Origin of the sequence: Moorena sp. SIO3E8, from assembly GCF_010692445.1 — a bacterium.
GTDB classification, from domain to species: Bacteria; Cyanobacteriota; Cyanobacteriia; order Cyanobacteriales; family Coleofasciculaceae; genus Moorena; species Moorena bouillonii.
On the sequence record NZ_JAAHHM010000082.1, the window covers coordinates 1 to 8,356 of the forward strand.

At 42.3% G+C, this 8,356-nt stretch carries 5 protein-coding genes; 3 read left to right on the forward strand and 2 right to left on the reverse strand.

What is annotated here, in order from left to right:
* The 3 genes from F6K46_RS26600 to F6K46_RS26610 all read left to right on the forward strand — a co-directional run.
* A partial coding sequence (locus F6K46_RS26600; protein ID WP_293117513.1) for a hypothetical protein occupies positions 1 to 211 on the forward strand: 211 nt, incomplete at its 5' end.
* 88 nt (positions 212 to 299) lie between these two features.
* Complete coding sequence (locus F6K46_RS26605) at positions 300 to 2,855, forward strand: PhnD/SsuA/transferrin family substrate-binding protein (RefSeq protein ID WP_293117516.1); 2,556 nt, start codon at positions 300 to 302, stop codon at positions 2,853 to 2,855.
* 57 nt (positions 2,856 to 2,912) lie between these two features.
* Entirely contained in the window at positions 2,913 to 3,044 is a 132-nt protein-coding gene (locus F6K46_RS26610) for a hypothetical protein (protein WP_293067552.1), read from the forward strand.
* Positions 3,045 to 3,306: 262 nt separating this feature from the next.
* Here the strand turns inward: F6K46_RS26610 and F6K46_RS26615 are convergent, their stop codons facing one another.
* Both F6K46_RS26615 and F6K46_RS26620 read right to left on the reverse strand, forming a co-directional pair.
* On the reverse strand, positions 3,307 to 4,119 hold the full coding sequence (locus F6K46_RS26615) for a class I SAM-dependent methyltransferase (RefSeq protein WP_075896359.1): 813 nt from the start codon (positions 4,117 to 4,119) through the stop codon (positions 3,307 to 3,309).
* A 49-nt stretch (positions 4,120 to 4,168) separates the two neighbouring features.
* On the reverse strand, positions 4,169 to 8,356 hold a 4,188-nt coding region (locus tag F6K46_RS26620), incomplete at its 5' end, for an amino acid adenylation domain-containing protein (protein WP_293067547.1).

An 8,356-nucleotide genomic window follows, 5' to 3' on the forward strand; every position in this document is an offset into this window, starting at 1 on the left:
CACAGCTCTTGCGGACACTCCATTCCTAATCCACACCCCACCCCACCGCCTCCACACTCCCCCCCCCCCCCTCCCCACTCCCGCCTCCCAACTCCCGACTCCCGACTCCCTGCTCCCGACTCCCTACTCCCTACTCCCGACTCCCGACTCCCGACTCCCGACTCCCTACTCCCTACTCCCGACTCCCTACTCCCGACTCCCTACTCCCTAAAAACCAAAATTTTGTACCTTACTTAATTGAAAACTGCTATACTATGATTCGTCTTTATTTATTAATTAAGTCCAGCCTGATTCTAGGCATGGGATTATCACTAATAGCATCGACTGCCCCAGGGATTACTCTTGCTCAGGGACCTGTAGATGGAACAGGACAAATAACGACTTCACAGGTAAAGATTGTTAAGGTGGGAGTGCTGGCAATTCGGGGTGTTGAGCATACTAAAACAAAATGGCAACCGACCCTAGACTATCTCAGTGAAACTATTTCCGGCTATGTTTTCCAACTTGTACCACTAGGGTTTGACACCCTCGAAGAAATAGTAGCTAACCAGGAGGTGGACTTTGTGTTGTCCAATCCTGGAATGTATGTACGGTTGGAATCGATTTATGGGGCAATACCAATTGCCACCCTAAAAAATCTACGCCTAGGCAAGCCTTACACCCAATTTGGAGCAGTTATCCTGCGTCATGCTGACCGCAATGATATTCAGGATTTAAAGGATTTACGGGGCAAAACCTTTATGGCCGTTAGTGAAAATGCCTTTGGGGGCTGGCAAATGGCATGGGAAATTCTGTTAGAAGCTGGAGTTAACCCCTACCGTGACTTTCGAGGCCTCCACTTTGGTGGTAGCCATGACGCAGTGGTCTACGCTGTTCGTGATGGTATTGTCGATGCTGGCACTGTCCGCACTGATACCCTCGAACGTATGGCACAGGAGGGCAAAATTAATCGAGATGACTTTTTTATCCTCAATCAGCAAACTCAATATCAGGACACTTTCCCTTTTGCTGTGAGTACTAAACTTTATCCACAATGGCCTTTTTCCACACTATCCCATACCCCAGTGGAGTTAGCGGAAAAGGTTGCGATCGCATTAATGACCATACCTTCTGAGCACCCAGCGGCCAAAGCTGGTCGTTATCAGGGCTGGACGATCCCGGCCAACTACCAACCTTGTCACGAAACCTTACGGAATCTGCGGGTTCGTCCCTACGAAGATTGGGGAAAAGTGACTCTGGGTCAAGTCATCTATCAGTACCGCTATTGGCTGTTATTTGCTGGTGTTTCCTGTTTTGGATTTAGCTATGGTCTAGTTTATCTAGCTGGCCGTAGGCGAATCGAAGCAGAACTCCGAAAAGCCAATGCTTTACTGGAAATCCGGGTTGAGGAACGTACAGCTGAGTTCAAAGCAGCTAAAGAAGCGGCTGATCAGGCTAATCACGCCAAAAGTCAATTCCTGGCTAATATGAGTCATGAATTGCGTACTCCCCTCAATGGCGTTTTGGGTTACGCCCAAATTCTACAACGGGATCCACAGATAACTCCTAAACAAAAAGACCAGATCAACCTTATTTATAAGTGTGGCAACTATCTACTCCATCTGATTAATGACATTTTAGACTTATCCAAAATCGAAGCTCGGAAAATGGAACTGTTTCCGACAGAAGTTCATTTGCCGTCCTTTCTGATGGAAGTTGTAGAAATGTGTCGCGTCAAAGCCCAGCAAAAAGAGATTGCTTTTAGTTATCAACCCTCATCCCATCTGCCAGAGGGGATCCTGGCTGATCCCAAACGATTGCGACAAGTTCTGATTAATCTTTTGGGAAATTCTATTAAGTTTACTGACCATGGCGGAGTCACCTTTAAGGTAGACGTTATCAGTAACCACCAAGCAATTACTACTATCCAATCCCCCCTAGTAAAACTTAAATTTATAATTAAAGATACTGGCATTGGGATGACCCCAGAACAACTGGAAAAAATCTTTTTGCCCTTTGAACAGGTGGGGAATGTTGAGCATCGTGAACAAGGCACTGGGCTTGGATTAGCGATTAGCCAAAAAATTATCAATTTGATGGGAAGTGCTATCAATGTTGAGAGTACTTATGGCCAAGGTAGCCTTTTCTCGATAGATTTAGAGTTACCGATTGCTACAGCTGTGATTGACAGTAAGCAAGCCTCTACCAAAACTATTATAGGTTGTCAGGGGAAAGCACGGAAAATTTTAGTAGTAGATGACAAATGGGAGAATCGCTCTGTAATTGTGAATGTGTTACAACCTCTGGGATTTGAACTGTTGGAGGCCAGTAATGGGGTTGAGGGTTTGGAAAAAGCCACAGCATTTCACCCTGATCTAATTATTACTGACTTGGTGATGCCGGTGATGGATGGCTTGGAAATGATGCGACGTCTGCGCTCATTAGATCAATTGAAAGATCTGTTGATTATTGCTTCATCTGCCAGTGTTTATGAGTTAGACCAGGAACAGAGTTCGAAGGCAGGCTGCGATGATTTTATTCCCAAACCAGTGGACGTAGCCGAATTACTGGAAAAATTAAAACAGCATTTGCAACTGGAATGGGTGTATGAAGACTTCATACCAAAACCAGAAACTATAACAGATGCTGGAGCTGAAGAAATCCAGCTAGATGCCATTGTGCCTCCCCCATCTGATCTCCTAATCCTACTTTATGACTTTGCTAAGAGAGGTAGTGTGTTTGACATCAGACAAGAAGCCGAAAATCTTGAAAAATTAGATGCTAAGTTTGTGCCATTTGCTAAGATTATTTATAGATTTGCTAAAGATTTTAAGGTGAAGCAACTTAGGAAGTTTATCGAAGAGTATGTCGATTAACTCAAGGGGTGACAAGAGAGCTGTAAACTAGAGAGAATAATGGTTTAAGCTAACCTTTTGCCAAAAAAAACGGGAAGTCTCTGTAGCCTCCCCAAAGCAAATATGTTTCCTGGCCTTTTGGCCTTTAGGCCACGCTACGCGAACGGTCACGCTACGCGAAAAATTCTACCAGACTGTGTTGGAGACTAATCAAGACAAGGAAGATATTCATAATTGCTTTACTCACTGCTGTTACTGTACCTCATTACTATGATAATTGCTATATAGTGCCCTTGCTTATGTCCTGATCTATTTTACCTTGATGCCTTCAAGATTAACGATCGCCACTATACATATCTTATTCTGGATTCATCCATTGTATTAGTGGAATAAATTCCATAAAAATATCTAATTATTTCAGGTTTTTGTCCACTAACTATTCTAGTATTTTATCACATCTCATTCCTGATTGCTATAACTTAGTTTCCACAATTAGATATCCATTACGAAAGTAGGGGAATTTGCTAAGGAATTTCAAAAGTAGTTGCCATTGCCAAGGCCAACGTTCTTGATGTAGCTGATAGATAGGCCAAGTATTGACTACTTGCAATCCCATGGCAGCTAAATCTTCTTCATTCTTAACAAACCACTTTAGGGGAGCTCCAATTTGAGATAACTTTTTACTAAACATCTTGGCATAATTTCCTAGAACTTCCACATCTAAGGTAGCCCCTGGAAAACGAGAGCGCATCGTAGATATGAGTTGCTGGACTTCATTTACCTCAAAGTAGGCTAGTAAGCCTTCTGCAATAAATAAAATGTTTTCTGGTTCTACGTTGGGCAAATTATTCATCCAGTCAAAATCCATAACTGAAGCACTAATAAACTGATGCTGTTCTGTCTGTGTATCTAACTTAGAGCGCAATTCAGTTACCATGGGCAAATCTAGTTCTAACCAACGATAAGCATTCTGTCCAATACGGTGAAAACGACTAGATAATCCAGCACCCAATTCCACTACAACTGGATGGTAATGCTTGGCAATATGACCAGATGTTATTTGATCATGCTGGTAAGTTCGGATAGCAACTGCAATATTACCAGCTTTAGCACTTTTAGAATAAAATTTCTCTAGCTCTTGATCCCAACCCGCGAGTTTTAACCACTCAACAGCTAGTGGATCTTGAAATAGGGGATGAGAATTAGCTTGTTCTTCAGCTCGTCCTCTGAGTGGTAAAAGTAGGGTGCGAGGTACACCTGTTAATTCAGTAACAATTTGAGACATAAGATATTGATATCCTGTTTGTTTAAAATTTTGATTAGAGTTGATTCAATTATTGACTATAACTGACCTTACTCAAAGCTTTCTCTATACAAGCTCGTAACTTTTTAGCCAAGGTGGTTACGCCTGGTGGATAAACCATATACTCGTGATAACCAGGAACAGTTTCTACCTTAACCTCGCCAATGGACTCGTCTGCCCAACCTAGAGTTGGTCCCATAGCAGCAATGACTTCCTGGGAGAATCCCAATGAACCTTTTTCAGGTTTGAATAAAGTCATAGAACCTGAATAGTTGGGTGGTGAGTAGCTACGCATTGCATTGTAATTTAGCTCCAAAACTTTCAGGAGACCTTCAATATCAGCAACCTGAAAATCATGAGGAACTACATTAGCTTGTTGAGCTTTCTTCAAAATAAAGACTGTTCTTTCCTCTGGAGCAAGTTTCTGGAATTCTTCGGTAGGTATAGAAACAGTTCCCCCAAACAATTGAAAGACAACTTCTTCCCCTTCTACTTCTACTATGTTTTGCTCATCAGTCAACTTCGATGGGGCGTAGGTATCAAGTAATCCTAGAAAAGCTACTTGTTCACCTTGAATCGTTAATTCGTAAGCCATCTGTAATGCTACTGCTCCACCAAATGACCAACCAAGTAGAGTATACGGACCATTTGGCTGCACCTCACGAATAGCAGAAAGGTAAAGACTAGCCATATCTTCTACCCGTGTGAGTGGTTCTTGCCCTTTTTCTATACCTAATGCTTGTAGACCATAGAAGGGTTGCTCCGTTCCCAATAGTTTAGCTAACTCAAAGTAGCAGAAAGCAGTTCCACCACCAGGGTGTATGCAGAATATTGGCACTTTGGAGCCATTTGGGTTAATAGGAAATAGAGGGGAAAAGGAGGAAATACTCTCTTGACGGAGAACAGCAGCTAGTTCCTCAATAGTAGGAGATTGAAAGAGGGTTGACAGGGGTAGAGATTTCCCCAACTCATTTTCAATATATTTCATCAAGCGAACTGCCAAAAGTGAGTGACCCCCTAGGTCAAAGAAATTATCTTTAATACTAATTTGATGAATACCTAAAAGATCTTCCCATATTTTTAGCAATAGTAATTCTTGGCGATCGCGTGGTGCAACATATTCTTGGTTTTGATATCTACTGGCCACATCCAGTTCAGGCAAAGCCTTACGGTCTACCTTACCGTTAGGAGTCAGAGGCAGTTGCGACAACACCATCAACCCCGATGGCACCATATACTCTGGCAACCGCGACTGTAGATACTCTCTCAACTGCGGTATCAGTTCCTTTCTCAACTGGGAACTCAAGGGATTATTCCCATAATTATGCCAGTTACCTGCTACCACCGATTTTTGAGTTAGGGGTGTTAACACTATCCCTTCTTTAGCTAACTCACTGCGCACAAATACCCCATCCATCAATTCCGGACTTCCCTGGGCAGACCAACACAACTCTAAGTTATACCCTAAAGATGCACTTAGTTCATATAACCTCTCTGGGTCGATGCTCTTGGTTTGCTTTGACTCTAATTTCTGCCTCAACTGCTGCACATTATGTTTTGATTCTGGCTGTGATAGCCACTCTACCAACTCTACATCATTAGCTACTCTGCCATTGACTAAACCACTAAAGCAAATTGATTCTGGCCCAATGTCTCGCAGATAAGTTTCTATCTCCTGAGCACTCAGAGACGCTCCACTTTCTACAGTCGGTGTTATTACTTTTCCTGGTTGTGCCTCTATATGCAACAGTACGCTATAGCGATATTTATTCAGTTCATTGTGTTCTGTTCCCCTCTGTAAACGGATTTGTACATGAGTTATTTCTGGATGTTTTTCTTTGATAGCTACAAACAACTCTGGTGAGACTAACAACTCGGTCTCCTGCTCCATTTTTATGTCTATCTTTTCTAAGAGTTGTTGTTGTGACAGTGAGGGAGTTGCTTGATACAGTTGCACCGAAGAGTGAAAGGCTTTCATTAATGGCAAACTCCGGACATCTCCCAAGATAATTATTCCTCCTGGTTTGACTATCCGAATTGCCTCAGATATTGCTTGTAACAAATACTCTACATTCGGAAAATATTGAATTACCGAGTTGAGAATCACCACATCGAAGTTTTGAGCTGCTATGTCACCGATCTCATCTGCTCTTTTCTGTGCTAGATTGACCTGAGCATATTTCTCGGGTTTCTGGAGTATTTGTTGTTGGATATAATCTAGTGAAATACTAGATATATCTATGCCATAATAGGCTTGTGTGTGGGGTGCGATTTGAAATAGTAGCAACCCGGTACCACAACCTATTTCACATACTTTTTTCGGTTTATGTGCTAATACTTGAGCTACAATATCTCCTGCCCAAATTCGCATTTGCCTTTCTGGTAAGGATTGGTTGTCGTAACTGCTACTCCAACCTGAGATGTTGAATAATGGGTCGGTTACTTCACTCTTCTGTTCATCAATTTGTTGATTAAATAGGTTTTGCCAACTGTTGATTTGAGTGTTTGATAGTTCTGGGTTTGATGTGATATTGCTTTCAACTAATGGTACTATATATGCTACAAGACGTTGACTTACTGAGTTATCTTCCCTGGCTACTACTACTGTTTGTTTGACACTGGGATGTTGAGTTAAGGTTGCTTCTATTTCTCCAGTTTCTATCCGGTATCCTCGCACTTTGACTTGGTGGTCTATCCGCCCGATAAATTCTATATTCCCATCACCTAGATAACGGCCTAAATCACCCGTTTTATATAATAATTTTGACTTTTGACTTCCCTTAAGGAGGGGGGTAAGGGGGGGGTTGACTTTTGAGTTGTCAAAGGGGTTAGGGATAAATCTCTGATTTGTTAAATCCTCTCGGTTGAGATACCCACGAGCTAAACCAACACTACCTATATAAATTTCACCTGATACTCCTATGGGTACTGGTTGTAAATTCTTGTCTAGGATGTAGATTTGAGTATTGCTGATCGGCCTACCTATGGGTGGTACAGAACACTCTGGTGAGCATTCGGCCATGGTTGCACATACTGTTGATTCTGTTGGTCCGTAGGCGTTCACAAATTGTCGCCCCACAGACCAGTAGGATATTAGCTCTGGTGGGCAAGCTTCTCCTGCTACCACTATGGTCTTTAAATCAGGTAATTCCTCTTTTGGCATCACTGCCAGAGCTGAGGGGGGTATGGTGATATGGGTGATTTTGTTCGACTGCAACCACTGACTTAAACCAGTTCCAGGCATTAAAGTATCTCGACTGCCTATGTACAAACTGGCTCCTGAACCTAAAGCCATGACTATTTCCGAGATGGAGGCATCGAAACTTAATGATGCGAACTGAACGACTCTGCTGTTGGAGTTGACTTGAAACCCTTGCATTTGAACTGTAGCCAGATTACATAGTCCCTTGTGTTCTACCAATACTCCTTTCGGTTTACCTGTGGAACCTGATGTATAAATTACATAAGCTAAATTTTGGGGACTGACTTCACTCTCTACTTTTTCTGGTGTTTCAGTTGCTATTTTTTCCCAATCTCTATCTAAAAAAACTACTTGGGCTTGATGTTGAGGGAGTTGAGCTAATATTTGTTCTTGAGTTAGTAACACTGACACTTGGGAGTCAGCGAACATATACTCTAGGCGTTCTTGGGGATAGGCCGGGTCTAATGGCACATAAGCTCCTCCGGCTTTGAGTATGGCTAATAAACCTACTACCATCTCTACTGAACGATCTACACATATTCCCACTAGGGTTTCTGGAACTACTCCCAATTTTTGCAAGTAATGGGCTAGTTGATTGGCTTTAGTATTTAATTGGGAGTAGGTCAGCTTTTGCTCTTCAAATACTACTGCTACTGCATCCGGTGTTTTCTCTACCTGCTCCTCAAATAACTGATGGATACATTTGTCTGTGGGATAATCTGTTTTCGTATTGTTCCACTCCACCAGTATTTGGTCTAGCTCTGGCTGTGTCATTAATGGCAACTGGCTAATAGGTCTCTCTGGATTCTCTACTGCTGCTAATAGTAAGTTTTTATAATGTGACACCATCCGACTAATTTTTTCTGCCTCAAACAAGTCTGTGTTATAGACACAGAATCCTTTAATTTCTTCTCCTATTGGCCACAAATGTAACTCTAAGTCAAACCTCACTGTCATCTCAGCTCCTGCCCCTTCATACCAACCTACTTCTAAATTAGGTAAGCTAAAGGATGGTTT